Raw genomic sequence first — 26,339 nt, 5'->3', positions numbered from 1 at the left:
ATAAAAAAGACTGCCGGCAAACCCAAGTTTTTCGGATTTGTCGACAGTCTGAACTCTTCTGGATAAGAAGAGTTTTTTTGTTGATAAGATTTTATAAAAATGCAGATCAAAAACTGGTGAATGTGGATAAGTGGGGTGTTTTCTGTGGATAATGTGGATAAGTAAGGTCTTTATTGTGGATAATGTGGAAAAGTAAAAATAACATTGAAACTGTCCTGTTTGCAATGTGAATAAGAATGTGGAAAAGTGTATAACTTAATGAATTAATGCCATCATATCAAAATTTGTCGATAAATGTCATAATAAACAAAAAACCAGGCGAATGCCTGGTTTTTGCATAATTATTCAGCCAGCTCTGCCCATTCTTCCATTAAGTGCTCGAGTTCAGACTTTGCCTTTTCATTTTTTATGTTGATTTCCAACACTTTTTCATGATTTTGAAAAATGTCTGGTTCGCATAATTGCTGCTCGAATTCTTGAATTTGCTCTTCTAGCTCTTCAATTCGTTGTTCCATTTCTTCTAATTTCCTTTTGCGCTGACGCTCTTGTTTTTTACTTTCCTTATCCTGTTGATAAGAGTTTTTCTCGAAAGCATCCGTTTGTGCTGCCCTTTTTGCTGTTGCGGCTAGCGCTAGTGCTGCAAGTTCTTCCTGTTCTAGTTTCTTCTCTAAATAATAATCATAATCCCCGAGGTATTCTGTACTTCCATGACGACTAAGTTCTAAGACCTTTGTGGCAATCCGGTTAATAAAATACCTGTCGTGTGAGACAAACAATATCGTGCCCGGGTAATCGATTAATGCATTCTCTAGAACTTCCTTACTATCTAAGTCAAGATGGTTGGTAGGCTCGTCCAAAATTAAGACATTTGCTTTCTCCAGCATCAGTTTAGCTAAAGCTAGACGGGCTTTCTCACCACCGCTTAAGGTGGAAACTATTTTTAAGACATCATCACCAGAAAATAAGAAATTACCGAGCACCGTACGTATTTCTTTTTCATTTTTTAGTGGATAGTCATCCCAGAGTTCATTTAAGACCCGCTTATTGGAGGTCAATTCAGCTTGCTCCTGGTCGTAATACCCAATCTGAAGGTTTGTCCCATAGAGTATGGTTCCCTCAAGTGCAGGCAACTTTTTGATAATTGTTTTTAAAAGTGTTGATTTGCCGATACCATTCGGTCCAACCAATGCGATACTTTCACCTTTATAGGCCCGGAAAGAAATGGACTCTGAAACCTTACCATCCTTGTATCCAACAGCGAGTGAATCCACTGTTAAAACATCATTTCCGCTTTGTTTTTCAATTTCAAACGTGAAGGAAGCAGACTTTTCATCGCCTAATGGACGATCCATCATCTCCATCTTTTCAAGCTTTTTACGCCGGCTTTGGGCTCGTTTGGTTGTCGATGCCCGCGCTAAATTGCGGTTGATAAAGTCTTGGAGATCAGCGACCTCTTGCTGTTGTTTTTCGAAAAGCTTTAAATCACGCTCATAATTTGCCGCCTTTTGATCAAGGTAAGAACTATAGTTGCCTGTAAACCTTTGGATTTGCTTACGGGATACTTCATAAACTTGAGTAACAACTTTATCTAAAAAATAGCGGTCATGGGAAACGATCAAAATCGCCCCATGATAACTTTGTAAATATTGCTCCAGCCAGGAAAGCGTATCAATATCAAGGTGGTTTGTGGGCTCATCCAATATTAGGATATCAGGCCTGGTTAACAAGAGTTTACCAAGGGCTAGACGAGTTTTCTGACCGCCGCTTAAACTAGATATCATCAAGGATTTGTCATGGAAATTCAGCCCATGAAGGACGGAGCGCATCTCTGCCTCATATTGATACCCTCCCTGTTCTTTAAATTTCACCTGAAGATGATCGTACTCTTTTAGGATCCTTTCGTACCTGCCACTGTCTTCAAAAACAAGAGGATCAGCCATTTGTTCTTCAAGTGTGCGGAGTTGTTTTTCCATCAATCGCAGCGGTTCAAAAACCGTCAGCATTTCATCCCATATGGATAATGATGATTCTAACCCAGTATTTTGAGCTAAATAGCCAATCGTCACTTCTTTTGGCTTGATGATTTCTCCGCCATCATGCGACAAGTGTCCGGCTATAATCTTCAACAATGTCGATTTTCCCGCCCCATTGCGTCCAACAAGGGCAACACGGTCCCGAGTTTGTAATTCGAGCTTAATATTCGATAAAATAAGGTCAGCACCATAATATTTTTGTAATTGATTAACCTGTAGCAAAATCATTCTCATTCACCTCTATTACATAGGATTAGTGTACCTTATTCCCGGTATGTCGGCAATAAACTGCTCGCCATATTAGCGGAGTAAGGGTCCTAAATCGACATAAAATGTAATATTTAGTTCAAAGTTTCACACACATATAAGGAAAAATAGTGTATGATTTGATGGGAGGATTTTTTATATGGCAGAATTTACGCATTTTAATGAAGAAGGCAGAGCAAAAATGGTCGACGTCAGTGATAAGCCGGAAACGGCACGTACGGCGCTTGCTCATTCCAGCATTACCGTTAGTAAAGAAATTTATGATAAAATAACTAATAATGAGATGAAGAAGGGCGATGTCTTAGCAGTGGCCCAGGTAGCAGCTGTCATGGCAGCAAAGAAGACATGGGATTTGATTCCAATGTGCCATCCGATTCCATTAACAGGTGTTAATATTTCTTTCTCTTGGGAACAGGATAAGGATGAGAATTATCAATTATATATTGCTGCAGCCGTTAAAACGAAGGGGAACACAGGAGTGGAAATGGAAGCGTTAACAGCCGCATCCGCATGTGCCTTAACAGTTTATGATATGTGTAAAGCCGTTGATAAAGGTATGGTAATTGGACCGACGTATCTTGTCGAAAAAACAGGCGGTAAAAACGGTGATTTTAAAAGAGATGAAAGAGTTAAATAAATTTTTAACTAAACCATTCATGGGGTGTGGGAGATTATGAGTAATGAAACAACGAAAATACCACAGGCGACAGCAAAACGGCTGCCCCTCTATTATCGATTTCTAAAAAACCTGCATAGTTCCGGCAAGCAAAGGGTCTCTTCAGCGGAATTGAGTGAAGCAGTAAAGGTAGACTCAGCAACGATTCGCCGCGACTTTTCCTATTTCGGTGCGTTAGGAAAAAAGGGCTATGGGTATAATGTTAATTACTTAATATCCTTCTTCCGAAAGACCTTAGATCAGGATGAATTAACTAAGGTTGCCTTAATAGGAGTCGGAAATCTTGGGACTGCCTTTTTAAACTATAACTTTTTAAAAAATAATAACACAAAAATAGAATGCGCCTTCGATGTGGATCCCGACAAAATGGGAACCATGATTCGCGAGGTACCCGTTCATCCTATGGATGATTTAGAGAAGGTGTTATCAGAAACTAATATTTCAGTGGCGATATTAACGGTTCCGGCTCCTGCCGCACAAATGATAACCGATCGACTGGTCCAAGCGAATGTAAAAGGGATCTTAAATTTCACTCCGGCAAGGTTAAATGTTCCACCATTAATAAGGGTCCATCATATTGACTTGGCTGTGGAGCTTCAATCGCTAGTCTACTTTTTAAAGCATTATCCAACGGTGGAAATAGATGAAGAATAATTAGTTAATAAGGCTTTCCACAAAATTTGTGGAAAGCCTTTTGTATGATTAAATCCCTGCTTTTTTTAATTACATAATCTATCAAAATATTGACCTATGCACTAAGATTTAGATAGATAAAGTGCAAGCGGTTACTAATTCGGAAAGTGGGGAAATCCAATGTCAATTTTACGAGATGAAGCGTTAAAAATGCATAAGGAGCATCAAGGAAAGGTTGGAATCTATTCAAAGGTTGCAGTACATAATGCAAAAGATTTAAGCCTAGCCTATTCACCTGGTGTGGCAGAGCCATGTTTGGACATTTATGCAGACGAAAATAAAGTCTATGATTATACCTCAAAGGGCAATCTAGTTGCAGTTGTATCCAATGGGACAGCAGTCCTGGGGCTTGGGAACATTGGACCAAAAGCTGCGATGCCTGTGATGGAAGGAAAGGCCGTGTTATTCAAATCATTCGCAGATGTTGATGCTTTTCCCATTTGCTTGGCCACAACTGATACAGACCAGATCGTAGAAACCGTCAAATTGCTAGAACCAACATTTGGCGGAGTGAACTTGGAGGATATTGCTGCGCCGCAATGCTTTGATATTGAAGACCGCCTCCGCAAAGCCTGTGATATTCCTGTTTTTCATGATGACCAGCATGGAACAGCGATTGTAACAGCGGCTGGTTTAATCAACGCATTAAAATTAGCGGATAAAAAAATTGAAGATATTCGTGTTGCAGTAAATGGAGCAGGTGCAGCAGGAGTAGCGATTGTTAAACTTATGCTACATATGGGCGTGAAGGATGTTATTTTATGTGATACAAAAGGAATTATTTATGAAGGCCGCCCGGTTGGAATGAATCGATTCAAAGATGAAATGGCACAAATCACAAATCGCGAGCAAAAACAAGGAACGTTAGCCGATGCGCTTGTTGACGCAGATGTGTTTGTGGGGGTATCAGCAGCTGGGGCCGTTACGAAGGAAATGGTTGGTTCTATGCACCGTGACCCGATAATCTTTGCCATGGCCAACCCGGTACCGGAAATTATGCCGGATGTGGCCAAAGAAGCAGGAGCACTTGTAGTGGGTACAGGACGTTCTGATTTTCCGAACCAGGTTAATAATGTGCTTGCATTCCCAGGAATTTTCCGCGGTGCTTTAGATGTCCGTGCAAAGGAAATCAACGAGGAAATGAAGCTCGCCGCGGTTTATGCAATTGCTGGTTTAATTTCAGAGGATGAGCTCCATGCCGATTATGTCATTCCAGATCCATTTGACCCTCGGGTCGCAGCACAGGTAGCAACCGCGGTTGCGTATACTGCAATGGAAACAGGGGTAGCCCAAAAAATTATCAATGTTGAGGAAATTAAGCAACGCCTATCAGCATTAGCAGAAGCAAAACAACCAGTGCTTGCTTAGGTCGAGTAAAATCTAGCTTTTAAGGGAAGACTACCTCAACCTAGTTGAGGTAGTCTTTCAAATTTTGGAAATTAGGGCATAATTCCAATATATCTTTTAAATTTTTAGTACAATAATGAATGATAGTTTTTTCTTTTTCAAATCAGTGGGTAAAATAAGGACAAAATCGATGGTGAACTGACTCATTTTGTCGGTATGACCCCGTCCTTAGGTAAGTAATAAAACATTTCCTAGAAGGACATCTAGGGTTTTGCAATCGGAGGGGATGAAGTTGGCGATTGTGCTGACGATGTTTGTGCTTGGGATTTTATTAGGATTTGTCGGGGCAGGCGGCTCTGGCTTTATTATTGCCATCTTAACAGTTATTTTTGGAGTACCAATACATATGGCGTTAGGGACATCACTAGCAGCGATGGTATTTACTAGCATGTCAGGTGCCTACAGCCATTTTCGTCAAGGAAATATCTCAATTAAAACGGGTTTAATCGTCGGCGGATTTGGGGCAGCTGCCTCCTATTTAGGTTCAAAACTAGCCAGTTTGATTCCGACTCATTCTTTGCATTGGTTAACAGCGGGGATGTTATTTTTGTCGGCTGTGATCTTGGTTGTTCGCTTATTTATTGTTCAAAAAATAAAGGCAAACAACAAAAAAGTGAAACCTGGCAACCTGTTTCTCATTAAGAAAGCGGCAGTTGTCGGGTTGGTTACCGGATTGTTGTCTGGTACATTTGGGATAGGTGCTGCACCGTTCATTCAAATCGGATTGCTGGTCATCATGGGACTTTCGCTTAAGCAATCAGTGGGTACAACAATGCTCGTTATTTTGCCGATCGCTTTAGCAGGAGGAATCGGCTACTATTTCGAAGGATACCTGAATTTAACCCTGTTAGTTGAAGTGGTAGGAGGAACGATGATTGGCTCCTATGTCGGGGCTAAGTTTACAGCCCTTGCTCCGCAGCCCGTATTAAAAGGTGCGATGGTCCTGACCCCTATTATCGCAGGAGCTATTTTGCTCATAAGTTAAGGCATCGTTCGCAAGGATGGTTAACTGAGACGATGAACTCTCAGACCAGCCTAAGTTAAAGAAAGTTTCTAAGACTGCAAGGTATTTTCATAAGAATGCTTTGCAGCCTTTTTGCGTTTACTTACCGGGATGGTTAGTATGTCATCAGGTGGAGATCAGAATGGTGCCTGTCGCCTTCTCAAAGATGGAGGGAAATATGAGAAAGGGAAGATGGAGTTTACAGTCGGTAATTATTGTCTTTGTGTGTATGGTGGTTACTTTTTCACTATTGATAACAGATTTACTAATAAGTTCGAGAATTGCTAAGGAGACGGAAAAAGGTCAGGCTGAGAAAGCAAGAAATGTGGCTCGAATGGTTGCTCATAGTCCGCTTGTTGTTAATGCAATGAGTAGAAAACAGAATGAAAAGGAAATCCAAACGTTTGCCAATGAAATGAGAAAGGTCACGAACGTTTACTTTATTGTTGTGATGGATATGAACGGGATCCGAAAATCCCACCCTGATAGTAAAGAGATAGGGAAACCATTCAAGGGTGGAGATGAAGGGCCTGTCCTAAAAGGAAAAGAGCATCAATCTATTTCAAAGGGATCTCTTGGACCTTCATTACGCTTCTTTACGCCAATTAAGGATGCAACCGGGAAGCAGATCGGGGCCGTGGCTGTTGGGATATCTTTAGATAATGTGGAAAAGGCCGTCAAAAAGAGCAGAATGGGGATTTATATTGGGACGATGATTGGTATCTTAATCGGTGTTCTCGGGGCTGTTATTTTAGCTAGATATATAAAAAAGATCTTACTTGGGCTTGAGCCGTTTGCGATTGCTAAATTATTAGAGGAACGAAGCGCGATGCTTCAATCGGTGCGTGAGGGAATTGTTGCAGTGGATCAACACTCAAACATAACACTTGTCAATCGAGCAGCCTTAAAGCTGTTTGATAAAGCAGGCCTGCAAGATAACCCAATGGGGACAAATATAGAAGAATATATGTCATCTACTCGCTTAAGTGATTTATTAAAAACAGGTAAACCTGAATTGGATGAAGAACAGAATATAAATGGGATGACCATTTTAACCAACCGAGTCCCCGTTATCGTTGGGAATAAGGTAGTGGGCGCAATTGCTACTTTTCGCGATAAAACAGAAATACAGGTACTCGCTGAAGAACTGACAGGAGTAAGAGCATACGCCGATGCACTTCGGGCCCAGGCACACGAGTTTATGAATAAACTTCATGTGATTTTGGGGATGGTCCATACAGGTTATTATGAAAAAGTTGTCGAATACATCAATGAAACGGTTGATCATCGTAATAACGAAATTGGCTTCGTTACCAAAAAGATAAAGGACCCTGTTTTAGCTGGCTTTTTAATTGGAAAGTTGAGTTATGCAAGGGAATCAGGGGCAGAGTTATCAGTTTCCTGTGAACAGCCTCTTCCGCAGCCCGCTGTTTCTGATGTGACACACGAACTCATAACCATTGTTGGCAATTTAATTGATAATGCCACCGAGGCTGTGAATGGTTGTACGGTTAAAAAAATAGCAGTAGAATTCGAATATGGCGATGATATTTTAACAATTGAAGTAAATGATACAGGGGCAGGGATGAGTGAAGAACTGCAAAATCAAATTTTTAACAAAGGATTCTCAACAAAAGGTGAAAATAGAGGGTTAGGACTGTATCTCGTTTCGCAGGCGATTAAGAAGCTGAGAGGGGAATTAATTCTTTCATCAAAGCCTGGAAAAGGGACTGTTTTTACCGTGTATATACCATATGAAGGGGAGGGGGTCCAGAATGATCCGGGTAATGATTGTTGAAGATGACCCAATGGTGGCTGAATTTAATAAACGCTATCTTGAGCAAGTTCATGGATTTACCTTGATGGCAATGGCCGCATCCGTGGATGAGGCGATTGGGAAAATTGAAAAACTAGAAATCGATCTTATCTTATTGGATATATTTATGCCGGGGAAACAAGGATTAGAGCTGTTAACCTACCTTCGTGAAAATGAGAAAGAGACCGATGTGATTATTATTTCAGCTGCGTCAGATATGGAGCGGATTAAAAAGGCTTTAAGATACGGAGCCGTTGATTATTTAATTAAGCCTTTTGAATTTGAACGCTTTAGTAGAGCATTAGTTGCATATAAGGATCAAACAAAGTTTATTCAAACTCAACAAGTGATTAACCAAGACGTATTGGACAATCAATTACTGCACCGAGAGGATAGGCCTCTTATCGAAGATTTACCAAAGGGATTGACAAAAGATACCCTTAAGCAAATCTGGGATACGATTCAAGAGTTAAAAAATGTCCCGTTTTCAACAGAGGACGTAGTGAAGGTCGTGGGAATTTCTCGGGTCTCGGTCCGTAAGTATTTAAATTTTTTAAAGGAAATTGGAATCCTTGACGTTAAGGTAATCTACGGTACAGTAGGGAGACCCGTTTACCAGCATGAATTTAATCGATTGAAACAACATCTGATCAAAAACTTTTTGTAAGCAGCCTAAAACTGCTTACTTTTTTTATTTACAAAAACCTTATTAAATTTACATAAACTATGAAAGCGGTTTAATTCAGAATATGATAGAAACATCAATAGATTGGGGGATGAACACTTATGGAACCAGCAAGAAAGTTGCAATCGCTTACGGTTGTTGCAGGGGAAAAGGAAAATAAGGGGATTTTAGGTAAATTTGGCAGTTTGAAGGTAGGGGTAGTTCCACTGCCACTTTATATCGTTATCGCAGCTGTTGTCTACTTTTCAGCCGTCTATAAATTGCTTCCAGCGGATATGATTGGTGGCTTTGCCATTATTATTGTTATGGGTATTTTACTTGGCGATCTTGGCATGAAGATTCCGGTTCTAAAGGATATTGGCGGACCGGCAATTTTAGCACTTTTGATTCCGTCTATTTTAGTCTATTTTAGTGTAATTAACACGACTGGTATGAACGCGGTTACCCAGTTGATGAAAACATCCAATTTCCTTTACCTCTATATCTCTATTTTAGTAGTGGGCAGTATTCTTGGGATGAATCGTAGAGTCTTAATTCAAGGCTTTACACGCATGTTTATCCCGCTTATTTTCGGAACACTTGCATCTGTTACAGTAGGCGTTCTTGTTGGTTTGCTTTTTGGATATGACATGAAACACACATTATTCTTTATTGTTGTTCCAATTATCGGCGGTGGGATTGGAGAAGGAATTTTGCCACTTTCATTAGGCTACGCAGAAGTGCTCGGAAAATCTTCTGAATCATTTGTAGGGCAATTAATTCCAGCAGCGGTGATTGGAAATATTGTCGCCATCATTTGTGCAGGGATTTTATCACGCTTAGGGGAGAAAAAGAAGCATCTGACTGGTAATGGAGTATTAGTGAAGACAAAAGGCGGCGATGGTATCTCAGAAGCCGCAACGATAGATAAACCGGTTGATTTCCCACTCATGGGTGCTGGACTGCTAATAGCGTGTAGTTTCTTTATCTTAGGTGGACTAGGAAATAAATTCCTCGGTATTCCTGGGCCAGTGTTAATGATTATTGCAGCAGCCGTTGTGAAAAGTATTAAAGTAATGCCGGCTAAAATGGAACAAGGTGCCTATCACTTATATAAATTTGTATCATCGAGTTTAACCTGGCCATTAATGGTTGGATTAGGAATGCTGTATATACCGCTTAAGGATGTAGTAAAAATCGTCACACCTGGATATGCGGTTGTCTGTACCTCAGTCGTAGTCGCAATGGTTACTACTGGTTACTTCGTAGGAAAGTTGATGAAGATGTACCCGGTCGACTCAGCGATTGTTACAGGCTGTCATAGTGGTTTAGGGGGAACGGGTGATGTTGCAATTCTTTCCGCTTCCAACCGGATGTCATTGATGCCATTTGCTCAAGTTTCGACTAGAATCGGGGGCGCCTCAACGGTTATTTTGGCTATTCTTTTGCTTAAATTATTAAGCTAGTCATTCGTAAATCGGGCTGTGCCTGTTTGTCACGGCCCGATTTTTTATTAGTTTTAGATTGGACCAAAAGGAGAAGGTTGGAATGAATGAAAGCAAGATAAAAGAACAGGCAGTGCTGCTCCATAAAAAGCTGGCAGGTAAAATTAGCATCGTCAGTAAAGTAGAAGTGAACAATGCCGATGATTTGAGTTTAGCTTATACGCCCGGTGTAGCTGAGCCTTGTAAGATCATAGCAAAAAATAGTGAAGCTTCCTTCGAGCATACAGGTCGGGGTAATCTAGTAGCAGTTGTAACAGATGGAACAGCGGTATTAGGATTAGGAGATATTGGCCCTGAGGCTGCTATGCCAGTAATGGAGGGAAAGGCTGTTTTATTTAAACAATTTGCCGGGATCGATGCGTATCCGCTTTGCTTAGGTACAAAAAATGTCGATGAGATTGTCAATATTATCAAAGCACTAGAGCCAACGTTCGGCGGAATCAATTTGGAGGATATCGCCGCCCCAAGATGCTTTGAAATTGAGGAACGCCTAAAAAAGGAACTTAACATTCCGGTCTTTCATGATGACCAGCATGGAACGGCGATTGTCGTACTAGCAGGCCTTTTGAATGCACTGAGAATTGTGAAGAAAAGTATCTATAAGGTTAAGGTTGTTCTAAATGGTGCTGGTTCTGCTGGTATAGCGATTGCCAAGCTTTTATTAAAAGCGGGTTTTAAGGATGTTACCTTAGTAAGCCTGGAGGGAATTCTTTGTCCAGGTGAAGAGTGGATGAACGACCGGCAAGCAGAAATAGCAGAGAGAACAAACCTGGGCAGGTTACATGGGACCCTAAAAGACGCGATTAAAAACACTGACATTTTTATCGGAGTCTCAGGTCCAAAGGCTTTAACAGGAGATATGGTCAGGACCATGAATAAAGATTCAATCGTTTTTGCAATGGCAAATCCAGTACCCGAAATTTATCCAGAAGAAGCGCTTGCGGCAGGTGCAGCAGTAGTCGGAACAGGCCGTTCTGATTATCCTAATCAAGTAAATAATGTGCTCGCCTTTCCAGGAATCTTTCGTGGTGCTCTCGATGTAAGGGCAACCGACATCAATGAGGAAATGAAACTTGCAGCAGCTTACGCCATTTCAAGTCTTGTATCGGATAAAGAGCTTCGTGCGGAGTATATCATTCCTAACGCCTTAGATTCTCGTGTAGGGGATCGAGTGGCAGCAGCTGTTTCGACTGCAGCGATTGAATCGGGAGTAGCACGAAAAAGCTCCAACTTAAAAAAACTAGTAGAAATCATCTAAGCAAAGCTTATCGAACGGTGGAAAATGAGGAAAATAGGTTCAAGAAGGTCTTTCACGATATAACGTGAGGGGCCTTTTTTTGTAAAATAATAATTAGGACATCCTAATATTTACATTTGCGCTTTACAAGCGTAACAGTGTTATGTTACATTATTTTTAAGGAAGGTGTTTTTATTATGAGTGAGGAGTTAATCTCTAAGAAAGACCTGTTAGAATTAGCCGGAATATCCTATGGACAGCTATATAGATGGAAACGGAAGGACCTTATTCCAGAAGAATGGTTCGTAAGAAAGTCAACGTTTACGGGTCAGGAAACTTTTTTTCCAAAGGAAAAGATCTTAGAAAGAATCGAAAAAATCCAAACAATGAAAGAAAACTTATCCTTGGATGAACTAGCTGACATGTTTTCGCCAAATGTAACGAATTTAAATTATACCAAAGATGAGTTAATAAAACGTAACATTGTTTCGACAACAGTTGTCGATTTTTACCTTGAACAGGAAAAAGGCAGTCTTCAATTTAATTTTACAAGAATGCTGGAAGTGTTTATTTTAGAAAAGCTGCTTCAGTCGGGTGAAATTAATTTGGAGGAAGGGAAAATGGTCTTGCAGGTGTTAACGGACAATACGGCCTTAATCAAGCAAAAAAGCTGCGAATTGGTGATGACTCGAAAGTTGGGCATGTCATCATGTCTGTTACTAATTAATGCAGAAGAATTTCATTTTGAACGCGGAACAAAAGTGGTTGCCACTTTGTCGCTAATGACGTGCATGGAAGAAATTAAAGCGAAATTATTATAAAGGAGAATGATGATGGATACGAAAAGCAGGGGAGACTTGGTTATTAATGGCTTCGGTGCATCCAATGGGGGACAGTTCCGCGTTGTCACATTAAATGGCCGAGGGACGGTTAACGATGATTTAGAATGCGTGGAACTTGATTGTAATGGTTCCGGGATTCTCAATGGAAACGTCATTTCTGAAAAAGCAAAAGTAAACGGGCATGCAAGGTTCAGAGGGAGTATCGACAGTAAGATCCTAACGATTGATGGATCAGCCAGAATCGACAAAAACCTATCAGCTGAAAAATTAAAGGTCTCCGGTAAGGCAACGGTTGGCGGCAGGGTCAAATGTGAGGAAATAAAAATTCAGGGGACATTTACGGTCAGTGAGGATTGTGAGGCGGAAATTTTTAAAGCGGAATCGCAGTTTACGATTGGCGGACTTCTAAATGCAGACCAGGTGGACATAAAGATGTTTGGAGAATGTAAAGCAAAAGAAATCGGCGGGCAAACGATTACGGTAAAGGCGAAGGGATCCTTAGTCGGTAATTTGCTTAAGGCCTTTTTTAAACCACAGCTTGAAACGGAATTAATTGAAGGGGATAAAATTGAACTTGAAAATACGATTGCCAAAGTCGTTCGTGGGAACCAGGTGTGGATTGGTCCAAATTGTCAAATTGGTCTAGTGGAATATACTGAGGAATTTTCGATGGATAAAAAGGCAATTGTTACTGAGAACAGAAAGGTTTAAGGGGGATAAGAAAATGACAAGAAGCGAAAATCTGATTATCAATGGCTCGGGCAGCTATCCTGGCGGCCGTTACGATAAAATCAGTATTCGAGGGGAAGGAACGATTGTCAATGCTGTGGAAAGTTCGACTTTCCATGTCTATGGTACGAGTGAAGCCGTCGAAAATGTCAAAACAGGCTCGGTAAAAGTATTTGGTGAAGCAGAGATCAAAGGGAATATGGATGCAGAGGAAACACTGATCATGGGAACGATGATGGTCGGTGGCAATGCTCTTTTAAAAAAGATAAAAATTTTCGGATTGCTGGAAGTCGGCGAGAGACTGACAGGGGATGAAGCAAACATTAAAGGGAGTATCTCAGTGAATGGCGATGTGGAGTATGAGACGTTCGACTCTAGTGGCGGCTTTGAGATCAAAGGATTACTGAGTGCAGATACAATTAAGGTCGGTTTGCGTTTTGGGCAAAGCACAGCTGAGGAAATCGGCGGCGGAAAAATAACCGTCAAAAAAAGAAGTAACTCACTCCTCCCCTTTGGAAAAGAGGCAGGGTCCCTAAGTGCGAAAGTCATTGAAGGGGATGATATCTACCTTGAAAATACCAAGGCTGATATTGTTCGGGGCAACAAGGTGAAAATTGGACCTGGCTGCCAAATAGGAGTGGTGGAGTATCGAAATGATTTCTCGCATGACCCGAGGGCGGCAATAAAAACGACGATTAAGATATAAAGGAGAAATGTGATGGTGACAAAAGAAAGCAAATTAGGATTGGTTGTTGCGGGGTTATTGCTGGGGATTTTAATGGCCTCGATGGATAATACGATTGTTGTAACCGCAATGGGTACGATTGTCGGTGATCTCGGTGGTCTGGAGAGCTTTGTCTGGGTCGTATCTGCCTACATGGTAGCTGAGATGGCAGGGATGCCGATTTTCGGTAAGTTGTCGGATATGTACGGTCGAAAAAGATTCTTTATTTTCGGATTGATTTTGTTTATGGTGGGTTCCGCTTTGTGCGGTACTGCTGAAACGATCACACAGTTAAGCATTTATCGTGCCATTCAGGGGATTGGCGGTGGGGCGCTTGTCCCAATCGCCTTTACGATAATGTTTGACCTGTTTCCCCCTGAAAAGCGTGGGAAAATGGGGGGCTTGTTCGGAGCCGTTTTTGGATTGTCGAGTATTTTTGGTCCATTGCTTGGTGCGTATATAACGGACTATATCAGCTGGCATTGGATTTTCTACATCAATATGCCACTAGGGATCTTATCACTCGTTTTTATTACTATCGCATATAAGGAATCTCCAATTCACAAAAAGCAGATAATTGATTGGTCGGGGGCCGTGACATTGGTCGGAGCCGTAGTTTTTCTAATGTTTGCGCTTGAACTTGGAGGGCAAAAATATGACTGGAATTCAACCGTGATCATCAGCCTGTTTGCAGGATTTGCGATTCTATTTTTGATCTTTTTATTTGTGGAGACAAAAGCAAAGGATCCGATTATTTCCTTTTCTATGTTTAGAAACCGCTTGTTTGCAGGCAGTACACTCGTTGGCTTATTTTACGGTGCTGCATTTATGGCAGCTACGGTTTACATCCCGATTTTTGTGCAAGGGGTTTATGGCGGGACTGCCACCAATTCAGGGTTAATATTATTGCCAATGATGCTCGGCTCGGTGGTTACCGCACAAGCTGGCGGTTTTTTGACAACGAAGATGAGCTATCGAAATATTATGTTTATCTCCGGAGTTATTTTGATTGGCGGCTTATTGTTATTGAGTACGATTACACCAGAAACAAGCAGAGCGGTGTTGACGCTTTACATGATTATAATTGGTTTAGGTGTCGGCTTCTCTTTTTCTGTGTTAAGTATGGCAGCGATTCATCCGTTTGGAATTGAGCAAAGGGGCTCAGCAACATCCACTAGTAACTTTATTCGTTCCTTAGGAATGACGATCGGGATTACCGTTTTTGGTACGATCCAACGAAGTGATCTCAAAGAAGGATTGGAAAATGCTTTTGCTGGAATGGGGCCGATTCCAAAGGGGCAGAGTTTCGGAGATTCGCGGGCCTTATTATCGGAGGAAGCAAGAAAATTAATTCCACCACAAATTCTCGATAAAATAACTGATGCACTCTCAAGTTCCATCGTCCACACATTTACATGGGCACTCGTACCCGCAGGTCTAGCCTTCCTATTCATTTTTATCCTAGGAAAAGAGCGTATGGTGATTCACAAAAAAGTGGCTTCAAAATGAAAAGGTGTCAGGCACCATGTGAAAAATTCACATGGTGCCTGACACCTTGTTTTATTTCTTTTTCATTTTATCTTTGTATTTAACGTGAAAGATAATCATTTTTACGCCTGAGCCAAAGTCAAAGGTTGCTAATAGGACGAGGAGGTAACTGAAAAACCCCCAGCCATTTTTTTGAACATTATCAATGGCAAAGTAAGTAAACAACCCGCCAAGTAAAAAGTAAATTAATCCGGAAAACAAAGGTGAACGTCTCATAGAAATCCTCCGATAAAGTTTTGAACCGCCTCGGCTTCTCGCTGGAGCCTCTCAATGTCGTCTTTGTACACCGACTGAACCAAGACCACCAAGGTGTTCATTGTGACATGGGCAAATATTGGGACGAAAATGGATTTTGTTTTTACATAAAGAAAGGCGAACGTAAAGCCCATGGCCGAATATAGCAGAATGTGCTGAAACTCCATATGGGCGGCGGCAAAAATGACTGAACTGATAAGAGCAGAAATAAAAAAGTTAAATCGTTGATGAAGAGCTCCGAAAATAATTTTTCGAAAAACGATTTCTTCTAAGATTGGTCCAATGATGCTCGTGACTATAATCGCTAAGGGAAAAGCTTCAATTATCGTCAGAATATCCTTTGTGTTTTCGGAACCCATATTGATGCCTAATAGGTTCTCGATGATTGCGGCTGCGTACTGGGCAGCTAAAGCAAGGAAGATTCCTGAAATGGCCCATACCACCGAATGACCGAAAGAACCGCCATTTTTGCTGAAGCCTCGGTTGTTCATTTCTTTCCGTAATATAAAAATAATGAGTAATAAGGCAATCGTAAAACTAGCTAGAAGCCAGGAAGGAACAGCAAGACTTTGATTGATCCCAAAGTTTTTAAAGCCAAACAAAAATAGGGGTATCCCGATTAGGCTAGAAAACTGCATCGCGATGTAAACAATAATGATTATCCAATATTCCCGTTTCAAATAATCTAGTCTCCTTTAGATTCCATTTTATATTTTTGACGAATAGTCAATTTATAATCATCCATTTTACAAGGCCCCAAATCGCTTGGCCTTTATATATACTATTCTTCATTCTACTCTTTAAACTGGCTTTGTTTCAATTTAGAAAGACTTTTTAAAAAAATAGGTATAGAAAATGACGTTTTTCACATACTTTATAAGGTTGTCAGCAGGGAGAATTTTTTTAGTAATTTTTTATTCTTCACACTTGCAAAAGATGGGGAGATTCATTATTATAATAATTGTGTTAGCACTCATTCATAGAGAGTGCTAACAAGTCAGAATTACATATATTTTTGAGGAGGTTGTTTGATTTGTTAAGACCATTAGGTGATCGTATTATCATTGAGCTTGTTGAATCAGAAGAAAAAACTGCAAGCGGGATCGTATTACCGGATTCAGCGAAAGAAAAGCCTCAAGAAGGAAAAGTTGTTGCCGTTGGTACTGGCCGCGTACTTGAAAGCGGAGAGCGTGTAGCACTTGAAGTTTCTGTAGGTGATCGTATTATCTTCTCAAAATACGGCGGTACAGAAGTAAAATACCAAGGAACAGAATATTTAATCTTACGCGAATCTGATATTCTTGCTGTCGTTGGCGCTTAAGATTTTTACTTAAAAAAATACAAAGAACTTAAAAGATATGAGGAGGTTTTTAAACAATGGCTAAAGAGATTATGTTTAGTGAAGATGCACGCCGCGCAATGCTTCGTGGTGTTGATGCTCTAGCAAATGCAGTTAAAGTTACTCTTGGACCTAAAGGACGCAACGTGGTTCTTGAGAAAAAATTTGGTTCACCACTTATCACAAATGATGGTGTAACTATCGCAAAAGAAATCGAATTAGAAGATGCATTTGAAAACATGGGTGCAAAACTTGTTGCTGAAGTTGCAAGCAAAACAAACGATGTTGCCGGTGACGGTACAACTACTGCAACAGTTCTAGCTCAAGCGATGATCCGCGAAGGCTTAAAGAACGTAACAGCTGGTGCAAACCCAATGGGTATCCGTAAAGGGATCGAAAAAGCAGTTATTGCAGCTGTTGAAGAATTAAAAGCAATTTCTAAACCAATCGAAAACAAAGCTTCTATCGCACAGGTTGCTTCCATCTCTGCTGCTGACGAAGAAGTTGGCCAATTAATTGCAGAAGCAATGGAACGCGTGGGCAACGACGGCGTAATCACTATTGAAGAATCTAAAGGCTTCACAACTGAATTGGATGTAGTAGAAGGTATGCAATTTGACCGTGGTTATACTTCTGCTTACATGGTAACCAACACAGATAAAATGGAAGCTGTTTTAGAAAATCCATATATCTTAATTACTGACAAGAAGATTGCTAGCATTCAAGAAATCCTTCCTGTTCTTGAGCAAGTAGTTCAACAAGGCAAGCCACTATTATTAGTTGCTGAAGATGTTGAAGGTGAAGCACTTTCTACTCTAGTAGTTAACAAGCTTCGCGGCACATTCAATGCAGTTGCTGTTAAAGCTCCAGGCTTTGGCGATCGTCGTAAAGCAATGCTTGAAGATATCGCTGCTCTAACTGGTGGGGAAGTAATCACTGAAGAGCTTGGCCGTGAACTTAAGACAACTACAATCAGCTCTCTAGGACGTGCTGCTAAAGTTGTTGTGACAAAAGAAAATACAACAATCGTTGAAGGTGCAGGAGATTCTGCTGAAATCGCAGCTCGTGTAAACCAAATCCGTGTTCAATTAGAAGAAACTACTTCTGAATTTGACCGTGAAAAATTACAAGAGCGCTTAGCTAAATTAGCTGGCGGTGTAGCAGTTATCAAAGTTGGTGCTGCGACTGAAACTGAATTAAAAGAGCGTAAGCTTCGAATCGAAGACGCTTTGAACTCAACTCGTGCTGCAGTTGAAGAAGGTATCGTATCCGGTGGTGGTGTAGCCCTTCTTAACGTATACAGCAAAGTTGCTGAAATCCAAGCTGAAGGCGATGTAGCAACTGGTATCAACATCGTATTACGTGCGATGGAAGAGCCTGTACGCACAATTGCTCACAACGCTGGTCTTGAAGGATCTGTTATCGTTGACCGCTTAAAGCGTGAAGAAATCGGTACAGGTTTCAACGCTGCGAATGGCGAATGGGTAAACATGATTCAAGCTGGTATCGTTGACCCAACTAAAGTTACTCGTTCTGCATTACAAAACGCTGCATCTGTAGCGGCTATGTTCTTAACAACTGAAGCAGTTGTTGCTGACAAACCAGAACCAGCTGGCTCAGGCATGGGTATGCCTGACATGGGCGGTATGGGTGGAATGGGCGGCATGATGTAATCATGTCCTCCAGCCCTCGATATTAAAGGGTTTTGAAGAAAGGTAATGTGAAATGCTAACATATTGCTAACATTTCTAGCCTGATTAGAGGCTTCTCATTAATTGAGCAAATTTATGAGAAGCCTCTTTTTTCATTTCTTTGGTTACATGCAGATAAACATTTTTGGTTGTCTCATCATCGCAGTGACCTAACCGATCCATAATCTCTTCTAAACCTACTCTTGCTTCTGCTAATAATGAAGTATGTGTATGTCGCAAAGAGTGGGGAGTAAGTTCTGGATTTAAACCTGCAAACCTCAGTAATCGGGCCATTCTATTTTCAACGGTCTTAATGAAAATAGGGTAGCCAGGTTGTCTATCTTTCTTGGCAAAAATGAATCCTTCATCAAGATAAGCTTCCCCCAATTGCTCTTTAAATTTCATTTGTGATTCCATATGCTCCTTAAGGGCAAGAATAACATCTTTAGAGACCACTATGGTTCGTCTAGATTTTCTAGTCTTAGGTGGCAATAATTGAAAGTCCAGCGTGTTATTATTCGGGTTATAGTACGTTTTCGTAATACTGATGGTATGTTCATCAAAGTCAATGTCTCTCCATTTAAGTGCTACTAATTCACCAACACGCATTCCTGTGTAAGAAAGAGTAAGAAAGATTAAGTGATCCAAATCCAACCCATTAGTAGCGGATGTTTGCAACAGTAACTTTAACTCTTCCTTTTCCATATATTTGGGGATTTCTTGTTCCTCTAATTCCTCAATGGTTTTTCTATCTTTCTTCAGATAAGCGAATTCTGTGGGATCCTTTTTAATTATTCCCATCTCAATGGCTTTCTTAAAAATCATTCTTCCAGTGCGGTGTACACCATCCAAAGTGTTGTCGGCATATCCTTTTTCTTTTAAATCATTTAAAGCATCCTGATATCTTTTGGCTGTAATATCTTTTAGCTTTAAAAGAGAGAAGTAAGGCAATAATTTATTGATTTCATGCTGTCTGATACGAATAGTGCCAGGTTTTACGCTATTCTTCTCACTATATATAAGAAGCCATTCGCTTGCGAAATCTTTAAAGATAACGTTCTTTTCTTGTACATACATGCCTTGATTGATTTCATATATAAGTTCATTAGCGGCTAATTCAGCTTCTTGTTTGGTATGAAATCCTCCTTTCGTCCTTTGTTTTCTTTTCCCAGTAGCTGGATCTCTACCGATATCAATTACGAAGCTCCAAGTAGCTCCACAAGTGCATCGTTTCTTTTTGCAAGTGCAGCCTCTTCGATAAAAATGTCCTTTCATTTCTCATAGACCTCTTTTCTTGGTGAAATTTATTTGCGTTGATTATCTATTATTTCCACTGCCTATGAAGCGGATACGTTTTGTTCATTTACTAATCCAAGGAGAGAAGAATGGATGACTCTTCTCCCTTTATACTTAACCTACATGAGTAAAACTTTTTTTCTGTTTTTGGATGGCTACCCACATTTTTAAATCAGCTTTTTCTACACGCTTTGAAGCGCCGATTTCAAAATTGGGGATACCACCGTGCTCTTTATTCAGTTTGAATAATTCATAGACTGTTTTTCTTGAGATGCCAAAGAATTGTGCGATGTGTGCTGCCGTTAATGTCTCGGGTAGAGATTCCCAAGTTGTATATTGTTTTGTTTTATTCATAAGTAAACCCCTCCAAAATAGTGCATTTTTTTGTATAAATTTCGGTTCTTTGCCCATACTGATAATATATTTCGGTAATCCGTCTATATTGGTATACCAATTTGGATGTATTACCGAACATTTCTTAAAGGAAAGCCCTGTAGACAGGGCAATTATGGATTATCATTTTTTTGTAATTGTACCGGATTTAAATCATTCGGTAGTTTGTCCACTTCAAAACCACGAACTTTCGGTAGTTTATCCGCTGGAAGTGAAAGTAATTGTTCTAAGAAATTCTCCCTGAAAATTAGTCTTGGTGCCTTTGGGGGAGAAATTAAAACGTCATCAACAAAGTAAAGAATTATAAGCCTCTTTTCAGCATCGCCTAAAGAGGTACCAAGCAGTTGGCTGAAGCGATGGGAAAAGATATCTGAATTTAGCGCTCCTTTCATTTCTTCAACAGAATTTAAGGTGAAAACAAGGTCATCGATGGAATCTTGAAACCTTAGTTGCAGGGAGACTGCGGCTTCTTCCATTTCCTTGTCACCCTGTTCCTTTGCAATACAACCTTTTGATTGAGCTTTGTCAATACGTTTTTCTAAATTTTCTATATTTTTTTTGATAGTTTTTTCAAAGTCTGTTAGATATGATTCGGCTGTAGTTTTCATTGTCTCTGCAGTAACAAAAGTTTGGACGTGTTTGAAAATTTGGGGTAAGAGCCTATCGTGTAAATCATCTATTGCCAGTTTATAGTTACAGCTCCGGCATACATAATATTGGTATTGATATGGTTTGCCGTTCCTTTTTGTTGATCCATTTTGATTAACGAGCGATTCCTTACAATCTACGCAAGTGAGTTTATTTAAAAAGAGGAATGGAGTATCTAGGCGTCCAAAATTTTTTTGAAGCCTAATATTAATTTCATTAAGCTGATTTTGGAAACTATCGATTAATGGTTCATGAAAATTATTAAATTCGTACTTCATTTTCGTTTTTGCTTTCCGGATTTCCCAGTTGAGTGCACCGGTATAGACAGGGTTTTTTAGAATGTTTTCTATTGTGCTTGGTCTCCAAGCTTTGCCGTTAGGTGAAGGGATTTCAGCCTCGTTGAGAATAGTGGCTATTTTTCCCATCGAGGAACCCCAACTCTGAAGGTAGTAGATGAAAGTTATGACCTCTGCATCTTCATTTGGAATAAGCATTTTATTAACTTGCTTATATCCGTAGGGAACTTTTGAGCCTGGCCGTTTCTTTTCTTCCGCTTCTAAATTGGCAATCAAATTTCCGATAGCCCGGTTGGATTTAATTTCTGATTCTTGGCGGTAAAGCAATAGAGCGATTTTGTCTTGGTCATTATCTGGATTGAAAGGTTCGTCGTTTTTGGTTCTGTACACTTCAATGTTTGGAAGGATTTCCTTTAGCGGCCGATAGAAATCCAGTACAAAGGTGTATCCTGTCCTGTCCATCCTAGATTCCTCATAAAAAATAACCCGAGGAACATCAACTTCAATCATTCTGTCCTTAAGCCGCATAAGTTCCTTTCGTTGATTCGCCCGTTTTGTGTATGCGCTGGTGACGTCTTCGATAATGATAAACTCATCCGGAATACTCCATTTTTTTCTCCTTGCGAACTCTTGGATGTGTGCCTTTTGTATTTCTACGCTGTTATTTTCCTGCTGCTTATAAGAGGAACGACGAATATAACCGAATGCATAGGTCACGCTATATCTACTCCTTCGAAAATAATCTCTTTCTCCATCTCCTGCAGGTAATCAATATTGAAAACATCAATATCAATTTTATCCACATAAATTAATATTTCATTTATGAGCATGTCACAGAGCATTGTTGGATTATCTTTAGAATGAATGAGCATTGAACCTTCTATCATCTTAACTATGGTTTTGTTTTGTTCTAGAGCGTTCTGGTTTTCTTTAATTTTTTTCAGGCAGTTTACGTACTCCTGCTTTAGAAGTTGTTTTCGCTTATATCTAGGGTCTTCCTTCCAACCTGCATAGTACTGGTCAGATTCAATGACTAATTCCTCAATTATTTGATTCAAGTCATGTTCAATAATGTTCAATTCCGCTTCTAAATATTTTTTTATGGTCCTGTAACGGAGGATTGAGTGATGAATAAGTTTCTCAGCATCCAACTTCTGAATGATTTCATTTAAAACAAGCCTGATTATTTTGGACAGATCTTCATAGGATATAGAGACTTTGGCGTGTTGCTTCGATGAGCAAGCATAATATGCGTTATTCGATTCATGTTCCATTTTGTACGTAAGGAGTTTTCGGCAGTACCCGCATTGAGGTGAGTATGCGTTTTGACTGATAAGGATTTCTTTTCTTTTAAGGAAAATTGTAAAAATCTCTCCTTTCGTTCTTTGCAATTCTAAGAAGTCTTCAATTGAAATATAGGGGGTGACATGATGGAGCTTGTTTCCCCCTTTTTCCAAATCAAATCCAGCATAAAAAGGATCGGTAGCAATAGAAATTAGCTGTTCGTCTGTTTTTTTGAATCTTTTACGATATTCTTTAGTGACCTTGTATAAATCATCCAGGGAATCGATTTCTTTTAGGACAGCAAAGTATTGATCTACCCCCTCCTTTTTTAAAGGATCATGGGTATAACGTTTTGTCTCTTTCTTCTTTTCGTAACCGAATTTTTTTGCAGGGTATCTTAATCTAGCTTCCTTACTTCTTCGAGCTATATTTTTCCCCTCAATATCACTAAACATGCTCAGCAACCCTTCTACGAATATGTCATCATTTGCTGGTATATTTCCATTACCGACAGAAGTGTAAATAATTTGGACGTTGTACTTAGTCCGCAGCTCATTAAATTCCATTCCCTCATAGAAATCACGGAATAGACGACTCCTGTCAAAGGCATAAATGCTGTGTACCTTCTTATCCTTTATCAACGAAATGAGCCTTTGCATCTCGGGCCTTTCACTGATTGTTTTTTTGTTAGCGGAAGTTGCAATTTCATTAATAATTAAAATCTCATCTTCCGATAGCTTCTCACGGTAGGGAAGATCAGCTGCCTCCTGTGTAATGATATCTTGCCCAGCAGTACTCACTCGCCGAAAAAAGACATGCTTTCTCTCATCGTTAATAGTTTTCATCTCAAATACTTCCTTTCTTTTGTTTGGATATTTCCTGTAGCAATTTGGCCTGTAACCTATGTGGGATATTTAGTTCCTCAATTAGGAGTCGCGCAATCAAGTGTTGAATCCACACATTTGAAACTGGATTTTCTTCGGGAATCGAATGCAATTGCACACGTCTTCTCATTAATATCACCTCCACCTGTTATATTTCTCAGGCAGAGGCTATATTTATACTGTTATTCCTTCGATGAGTTATCCTTGAAAAGGTTAAAACACAGTTGCACAGAACCTTCTTGCTTTTCTCTTTTCATTAAAACTGTGATAACTCCACAGTTCCGGCCTGGAAAAGGGCTAATGGTTACCTGCTGTTGTTTCATTCCTGAACCTCCTAAGCCCTTGGTGCTTTTTAAAGCCCTCATATAAAAAGGGTGATAGAGTACCTTTTTTCATCGGTTTTCTTAGTTGGTTAATAAACGGGGTATGATTGGTACTCATGAAACCATGCCTCTGTCTTTAAGGCGCTGAATTTTATTCGGAGTAATATTGCGGATTTTAGTTTCTGCGGTGCACTTTGGTGATTTTTTCATGGTGAGTTCCCCCAATTAATTAATTTGTTCGGTAGTTCATCCACCGTCAAAAGGAACATAACCATTTCATAATAAATGTCAATAGAAAAAATCAATTTTTTGAATTAAATTAAGTATACGGAACCAAAAAGAAATCCTCTTTAACGGTCAGGGAGATTTCATAAGGCGAGGTTGCTTATTAAACTAACGGGGCAGTTTAGTTGAAGAAAATGATTAGAATACCACGTGATTATATTGCTGAACTTGGTTATCCCCCATCTTACGGGGAGTTAGCTGCCATGATGCAAAGTATCAGCCTCTACTATAACAATATGAAATTACCACGTTGTGAGTCGTCACAATAAACTTTAAGATTAAACTTTGTAATTGGATTTGTAACATTTTTCTGGATAATTACATATAAAAAAATTATGAAGCAAGTATCAAAATGAAATAAAATTATTTAATGCTCATGTTTAATAGAATTTTTTTGGAAGGGAGTAAGTATGTACATGTCATCAGAATTTACTCCTCTTTTGACAGCACATCTATTTATTTCTAAGAACTGTTCTTCTGATGGGTTAGAAGAAATGGTAGTTAATCTAGAAAAAAAAGGAATTACAGTTAAGTTGTATGGAGCTGCAGAAGAATTATATAATATAAACCCCAAAAAGCCGAGGGTTTATGTCTCATTAGGAACAAAGTGGGAAGAATTTAAAACACTAAATACTTTACCTTTGCATGAGAGACAACGTTGGTTACATTTCAACTCTCCAAAAGACATTCTACCATTTAAGTTATTTTTCTGTTGGCTTAAAAGGACCGATCCTCTCCCTATAGATAAAACGATTTCTTTAAATCATTTTTCTTCAGATCCTCCTTTAGTCTCAGTGTTCACCGCAAGCTACAAATCCAAAGAAAAAATTCAACGACCTTATCGTTCATTACTGAATCAATCGTACTCTAATTGGGAGTGGATCATTGTAGATGACTCTGGTGATCAGGATGAAACATACAAGCAAGATTTACTCCCCTTAAATGACCCCCGTGTAAGAAGGTATCGTCAAGATACCCGCAATGGTTACATAGGGGCTATCAAACGGTATGCAGCAAGTCTGTGTACAGGGGAAATTTTAGTCGAAGTCGATCATGATGATGATTTAACGTCTGACTGTTTAGAGAAAATTGTTAATGCATTTATACAACACCCAGAATGTGGATTTGCTTATGGTGATTGTACAGAAGTGTACGCTGGAAACAACGATGCCCATTGGTATGGCTGGGATTGTGGTTTTGGATACACTATTCACTATCGAGTTTGGGTTCACAATATGAATCGATGGCAAAATGTCCAAAGACATACAACCATCAATGGAAAAACTATCACCCACTTGGTCGGCTTACCGAACCATCCTCGAGCATGGACACGTAATTGTTATCACGCTATAGGAGGGCACCGAGAAGAGCTCTTGGTTGCAGATGATTATGATTTGCTAGTCCGAACTTTTCTTAGTACAAAAATTGTAGGGATTCCTGATTTACTCTATATCCAATATCGAAATCAAAATGGAGATAACTCCACTTTTCATAGAAACGAGCAGATTCAGATTCTCGTGAATGAAATCAACAGTTATTACAGTAAAAGAATCTCTACAAGATTAGAAGAACTAGGGTTACCAGAATCTTTACCCTATCAGCGTATTTGGGAAACACCTACAGACAATCCAGCTCGAATTACTGGTCATATTATTGATGAAAACTTAGACAAAGTTTCGCTTCTGTTTCCTATTCTCTATTCCACTCATACTTATGAACATAATGAACTATTTAAGGCGCTTAAGAAGGGAATAGAAACGAACTTTAAAGAGATTGAAATAGTTGTTGTGGGTCGTATTCCTTCAGAAATTGAATCGTTTGCCTCTAAGGCTCCAATAGGTGCGATTCGATGGTGGCCGATGGAACCTGTGGATTCATTAGAAACATGTATCGAATACGCTAAGCTTTGCGCTTCCTGTGCAGAAAAAATAGTAATGTTATCGTAGCTTCACTGGCATATTCCTGTTGCAAATAGCTGAATCATAATGAAATTAAAGATTAACGCCTATTTTCTCCCCACCATGTGTTGTAGCCGTTCCAATCTTTTCTTTTGTTCGATATAAATGTACCAAACAAGAAAGGGGGAATAGTTTGTGAAGGAAAAAAATGTGGAAAAAAATATAACACAGCTAAAAAAAAGATGCCATGAGTAAAGAACGTTGCTCACGTTGTGGCAAGAGAGATTGTCAGTGCAATAAAGAACGTTGCTCACGTTGTGGCAAGAGAGATTGTCAGTGCAATAAAGAACGTTGCCCACGTTGTGGCAAGAGAGATTGTCAGTGCAATAAAGAACAGTGCCCACTCTGTGACAAGAGTGATTGTCAATGTAAAAAAGAGCGTGGCTCTAGAGGACCAGCCGGACCACCCGGAAAAAGAGGACCAGCCGGACCACCTGGACCACCCGGACCACCCGGAAAAAGAGGACCAGCTGGAGCAACCGGTCCTCAGGGAGCTACTGGCGCACAAGGAGCTGCAGGACCACAAGGGGCTGCAGGACCACA

General features: G+C 39.9%; 25 protein-coding genes. 16 read left to right on the top strand and 9 right to left on the bottom strand.

The genetic code is table 11. From position 1 onward, the window contains the following. Positions 1-341: 341 nt before the first annotated feature. On the bottom strand, positions 342-2,261 hold the full coding sequence (locus tag J7E77_RS28745; RefSeq protein WP_214718863.1) for an ABC-F family ATP-binding cassette domain-containing protein: 1,920 nt from the start codon (positions 2,259-2,261) through the stop codon (positions 342-344). 178 nt (positions 2,262-2,439) lie between these two features. Here J7E77_RS28745 and moaC point away from each other — a divergent pair, with 178 nt between their 5' ends. The 12 genes from moaC (at position 2,440) to J7E77_RS28685 (ending at position 15,105) form a co-directional block, all read left to right on the top strand. After that, a complete protein-coding gene (gene moaC, locus J7E77_RS28740; RefSeq protein ID WP_214718862.1) occupies positions 2,440-2,937 on the top strand; it encodes a cyclic pyranopterin monophosphate synthase MoaC in 498 nt (165 codons plus the stop codon). A 36-nt stretch (positions 2,938-2,973) separates the two neighbouring features. After that, positions 2,974-3,630: a redox-sensing transcriptional repressor Rex gene (locus tag J7E77_RS28735; protein WP_214718861.1), complete on the top strand. Its 657-nt coding sequence runs from the start codon at positions 2,974-2,976 to the stop codon at positions 3,628-3,630. 159 nt (positions 3,631-3,789) lie between these two features. Further along, a complete protein-coding gene (gene ystJ / locus J7E77_RS28730; RefSeq protein ID WP_214718860.1) occupies positions 3,790-5,037 on the top strand; it encodes an NADP-dependent malic enzyme in 1,248 nt (415 codons plus the stop codon). A 271-nt stretch (positions 5,038-5,308) separates the two neighbouring features. Then, the gene (locus tag J7E77_RS28725) at positions 5,309-6,061 is read left to right on the top strand and encodes a sulfite exporter TauE/SafE family protein (protein ID WP_251026494.1); all 753 of its coding nucleotides are present in this window, start codon (positions 5,309-5,311) and stop codon (positions 6,059-6,061) included. Positions 6,062-6,257: 196 nt separating this feature from the next. Continuing rightward, positions 6,258-7,877 carry a DcuS/MalK family sensor histidine kinase gene (gene dcuS, locus J7E77_RS28720; protein ID WP_214718859.1) on the top strand — a complete coding sequence of 540 codons (1,620 nt, stop codon included), beginning with the start codon at positions 6,258-6,260 and terminating at the stop codon, positions 7,875-7,877. Continuing rightward, positions 7,855-8,562, top strand: a complete 708-nt coding sequence (locus tag J7E77_RS28715; protein ID WP_214718858.1) for a response regulator — start codon at positions 7,855-7,857, stop codon at positions 8,560-8,562. The genes dcuS and J7E77_RS28715 overlap by 23 nt, the downstream gene beginning before the upstream one ends. 119 nt (positions 8,563-8,681) lie before the next feature. After that, entirely contained in the window at positions 8,682-10,025 is a 1,344-nt protein-coding gene (locus tag J7E77_RS28710) for a 2-hydroxycarboxylate transporter family protein (protein ID WP_214718857.1), read from the top strand. A gap of 82 nt (positions 10,026-10,107) precedes the next feature. Further along, complete coding sequence (locus J7E77_RS28705) at positions 10,108-11,322, top strand: NAD(P)-dependent malic enzyme (RefSeq protein ID WP_214718856.1); 1,215 nt, start codon at positions 10,108-10,110, stop codon at positions 11,320-11,322. A 176-nt stretch (positions 11,323-11,498) separates the two neighbouring features. Continuing rightward, a complete protein-coding gene (locus J7E77_RS28700; protein ID WP_214718854.1) occupies positions 11,499-12,122 on the top strand; it encodes a YhbD family protein in 624 nt (207 codons plus the stop codon). Positions 12,123-12,134: 12 nt separating this feature from the next. Then, positions 12,135-12,854 carry a bactofilin family protein gene (locus J7E77_RS28695; protein WP_214718851.1) on the top strand — a complete coding sequence of 240 codons (720 nt, stop codon included), beginning with the start codon at positions 12,135-12,137 and terminating at the stop codon, positions 12,852-12,854. Positions 12,855-12,867: 13 nt separating this feature from the next. Continuing rightward, positions 12,868-13,578, top strand: coding sequence for a cytoplasmic protein (locus J7E77_RS28690; protein WP_214718850.1), 711 nt, complete (start codon positions 12,868-12,870; stop codon positions 13,576-13,578). A gap of 12 nt (positions 13,579-13,590) precedes the next feature. Then, the gene (locus J7E77_RS28685; RefSeq protein ID WP_214718849.1) at positions 13,591-15,105 is read left to right on the top strand and encodes an MDR family MFS transporter; all 1,515 of its coding nucleotides are present in this window, start codon (positions 13,591-13,593) and stop codon (positions 15,103-15,105) included. Positions 15,106-15,156: 51 nt separating this feature from the next. Here the strand turns inward: J7E77_RS28685 and J7E77_RS28680 are convergent, their stop codons facing one another. Both J7E77_RS28680 and J7E77_RS28675 read right to left on the bottom strand, forming a co-directional pair. Continuing rightward, complete coding sequence (locus tag J7E77_RS28680; protein WP_098934557.1) at positions 15,157-15,360, bottom strand: YdiK family protein; 204 nt, start codon at positions 15,358-15,360, stop codon at positions 15,157-15,159. Next, the gene (locus J7E77_RS28675) at positions 15,357-16,079 is read right to left on the bottom strand and encodes a CPBP family intramembrane glutamic endopeptidase (RefSeq protein WP_214718847.1); all 723 of its coding nucleotides are present in this window, start codon (positions 16,077-16,079) and stop codon (positions 15,357-15,359) included. The genes J7E77_RS28680 and J7E77_RS28675 overlap by 4 nt, the downstream gene beginning before the upstream one ends. 353 nt (positions 16,080-16,432) lie before the next feature. On the opposite strand from J7E77_RS28675, the gene groES reads away from it, so the two are divergent. Both groES and groL read left to right on the top strand, forming a co-directional pair. Continuing rightward, positions 16,433-16,720, top strand: coding sequence for a co-chaperone GroES (gene groES, locus J7E77_RS28670; protein WP_026565252.1), 288 nt, complete (start codon positions 16,433-16,435; stop codon positions 16,718-16,720). Between the two features lie 56 nt (positions 16,721-16,776). Beyond that, positions 16,777-18,411: a chaperonin GroEL gene (gene groL, locus J7E77_RS28665; protein WP_088085080.1), complete on the top strand. Its 1,635-nt coding sequence runs from the start codon at positions 16,777-16,779 to the stop codon at positions 18,409-18,411. A gap of 84 nt (positions 18,412-18,495) precedes the next feature. Here the strand turns inward: groL and J7E77_RS28660 are convergent, their stop codons facing one another. The 6 genes from J7E77_RS28660 to J7E77_RS28635 all read right to left on the bottom strand — a co-directional run bounded on the left by J7E77_RS28660 (position 18,496) and on the right by J7E77_RS28635 (position 23,553). Beyond that, the gene (locus J7E77_RS28660) at positions 18,496-19,704 is read right to left on the bottom strand and encodes a site-specific integrase (protein WP_214718845.1); all 1,209 of its coding nucleotides are present in this window, start codon (positions 19,702-19,704) and stop codon (positions 18,496-18,498) included. Positions 19,705-19,839: 135 nt separating this feature from the next. Next, positions 19,840-20,079, bottom strand: a complete 240-nt coding sequence (locus J7E77_RS28655; protein WP_214718843.1) for a helix-turn-helix domain-containing protein — start codon at positions 20,077-20,079, stop codon at positions 19,840-19,842. Between the two features lie 152 nt (positions 20,080-20,231). Beyond that, complete coding sequence (locus J7E77_RS30985) at positions 20,232-21,779, bottom strand: recombinase family protein (protein ID WP_214718841.1); 1,548 nt, start codon at positions 21,777-21,779, stop codon at positions 20,232-20,234. Next, positions 21,776-23,191 (bottom strand): recombinase family protein, encoded by a 1,416-nt coding sequence (locus tag J7E77_RS28645; RefSeq protein ID WP_214718839.1) that lies wholly within the window; start codon positions 23,189-23,191, stop codon positions 21,776-21,778. Before J7E77_RS28645 ends, J7E77_RS30985 begins: the two co-directional genes overlap by 4 nt. Before the next feature lies 1 nt (position 23,192). Next, entirely contained in the window at positions 23,193-23,360 is a 168-nt protein-coding gene (locus tag J7E77_RS28640) for a hypothetical protein (RefSeq protein WP_214718832.1), read from the bottom strand. A gap of 52 nt (positions 23,361-23,412) precedes the next feature. Next, entirely contained in the window at positions 23,413-23,553 is a 141-nt protein-coding gene (locus J7E77_RS28635; protein ID WP_214718831.1) for a hypothetical protein, read from the bottom strand. Between the two features lie 701 nt (positions 23,554-24,254). Here J7E77_RS28635 and J7E77_RS28630 point away from each other — a divergent pair. After that, positions 24,255-25,784: a glycosyltransferase gene (locus tag J7E77_RS28630; RefSeq protein WP_214718830.1), complete on the top strand. Its 1,530-nt coding sequence runs from the start codon at positions 24,255-24,257 to the stop codon at positions 25,782-25,784. Positions 25,785-26,008: 224 nt separating this feature from the next. Then, positions 26,009-26,339: hypothetical protein (locus tag J7E77_RS28625; protein WP_214718829.1), on the top strand; the 331-nt coding region annotated here is incomplete at its 3' end.

It is taken from the genome of Bacillus sp. ISL-77, from assembly GCF_018613105.1.
Note: the sequence above shows the minus strand (reverse complement) of the source record. Positions and strands in the feature narration are given on the sequence as shown.

Excerpts from the sequence above, each read along its gene's own strand:
- J7E77_RS28745 (WP_214718863.1), bottom strand. The coding sequence starts at position 2,261 with ATGATTTTGCTACAGGTTAATCAATTACAAAAATATTATGGTGCTGAC.
- moaC (WP_214718862.1), top strand. The coding sequence starts at position 2,440 with ATGGCAGAATTTACGCATTTTAATGAAGAAGGCAGAGCAAAAATGGTC.
- J7E77_RS28735 (WP_214718861.1), top strand. The coding sequence starts at position 2,974 with ATGAGTAATGAAACAACGAAAATACCACAGGCGACAGCAAAACGGCTG.
- ystJ (WP_214718860.1), top strand. The coding sequence starts at position 3,790 with ATGTCAATTTTACGAGATGAAGCGTTAAAAATGCATAAGGAGCATCAA.
- dcuS (WP_214718859.1), top strand. The coding sequence starts at position 6,258 with ATGAGAAAGGGAAGATGGAGTTTACAGTCGGTAATTATTGTCTTTGTG.
- J7E77_RS28715 (WP_214718858.1), top strand. The coding sequence starts at position 7,855 with ATGATCCGGGTAATGATTGTTGAAGATGACCCAATGGTGGCTGAATTT.
- J7E77_RS28710 (WP_214718857.1), top strand. The coding sequence starts at position 8,682 with ATGGAACCAGCAAGAAAGTTGCAATCGCTTACGGTTGTTGCAGGGGAA.
- J7E77_RS28705 (WP_214718856.1), top strand. The coding sequence starts at position 10,108 with ATGAATGAAAGCAAGATAAAAGAACAGGCAGTGCTGCTCCATAAAAAG.
- J7E77_RS28700 (WP_214718854.1), top strand. The coding sequence starts at position 11,499 with ATGAGTGAGGAGTTAATCTCTAAGAAAGACCTGTTAGAATTAGCCGGA.
- J7E77_RS28695 (WP_214718851.1), top strand. The coding sequence starts at position 12,135 with ATGGATACGAAAAGCAGGGGAGACTTGGTTATTAATGGCTTCGGTGCA.
- J7E77_RS28690 (WP_214718850.1), top strand. The coding sequence starts at position 12,868 with ATGACAAGAAGCGAAAATCTGATTATCAATGGCTCGGGCAGCTATCCT.
- J7E77_RS28685 (WP_214718849.1), top strand. The coding sequence starts at position 13,591 with ATGGTGACAAAAGAAAGCAAATTAGGATTGGTTGTTGCGGGGTTATTG.
- J7E77_RS28680 (WP_098934557.1), bottom strand. The coding sequence starts at position 15,360 with ATGAGACGTTCACCTTTGTTTTCCGGATTAATTTACTTTTTACTTGGC.
- groL (WP_088085080.1), top strand. The coding sequence starts at position 16,777 with ATGGCTAAAGAGATTATGTTTAGTGAAGATGCACGCCGCGCAATGCTT.
- J7E77_RS28660 (WP_214718845.1), bottom strand. The coding sequence starts at position 19,704 with ATGAAAGGACATTTTTATCGAAGAGGCTGCACTTGCAAAAAGAAACGA.
- J7E77_RS28655 (WP_214718843.1), bottom strand. The coding sequence starts at position 20,079 with ATGAATAAAACAAAACAATATACAACTTGGGAATCTCTACCCGAGACA.
- J7E77_RS28645 (WP_214718839.1), bottom strand. The coding sequence starts at position 23,191 with ATGAAAACTATTAACGATGAGAGAAAGCATGTCTTTTTTCGGCGAGTG.
- J7E77_RS28640 (WP_214718832.1), bottom strand. The coding sequence starts at position 23,360 with ATGAGAAGACGTGTGCAATTGCATTCGATTCCCGAAGAAAATCCAGTT.
- J7E77_RS28635 (WP_214718831.1), bottom strand. The coding sequence starts at position 23,553 with ATGAAACAACAGCAGGTAACCATTAGCCCTTTTCCAGGCCGGAACTGT.
- J7E77_RS28630 (WP_214718830.1), top strand. The coding sequence starts at position 24,255 with ATGTCATCAGAATTTACTCCTCTTTTGACAGCACATCTATTTATTTCT.